Annotated in this window: 1 protein-coding gene; it reads left to right on the top strand. The window is 59.7% G+C overall.

Going from position 1 to position 258, the window contains the following annotated elements; all coding sequences use genetic code 11:
* On the top strand, positions 1-182 hold a 182-nt coding region (locus SB753_RS38815; protein ID WP_410805382.1), incomplete at its 5' end, for a hypothetical protein.
* Positions 183-258 lie beyond the last annotated feature (76 nt).

Raw genomic sequence — 258 nt, 5'->3', positions numbered from 1 at the left:
AGAGTCACAGCTCCGTGCTCAATCCGCGGTCGACCGCGTTTCACAACATCGTCGAGGTCATCACCGGCGGCGAGGCGATCAGTTGGGCTCCGAATGAGTACGTCACGGGTGGATACTCCAGCATTGCGATCGATGGGATCGATGCTTCGGACTATGAGCCGCACTATGTGAGGATCGACTGATGCGGAGATGGTGGGGAATCGTTGCACTGCTCGCGTCGGTGGGCTTGATCGGAGGGTGTGCCGTGTCGGCTGACAG

This window comes from Paraburkholderia sp. SIMBA_053 (assembly GCF_046534895.1).
GTDB classification, from domain to species: domain Bacteria; phylum Pseudomonadota; class Gammaproteobacteria; order Burkholderiales; family Burkholderiaceae; genus Paraburkholderia; species Paraburkholderia caledonica.
This window is presented reverse-complemented; position numbering and strand designations above follow the sequence as displayed.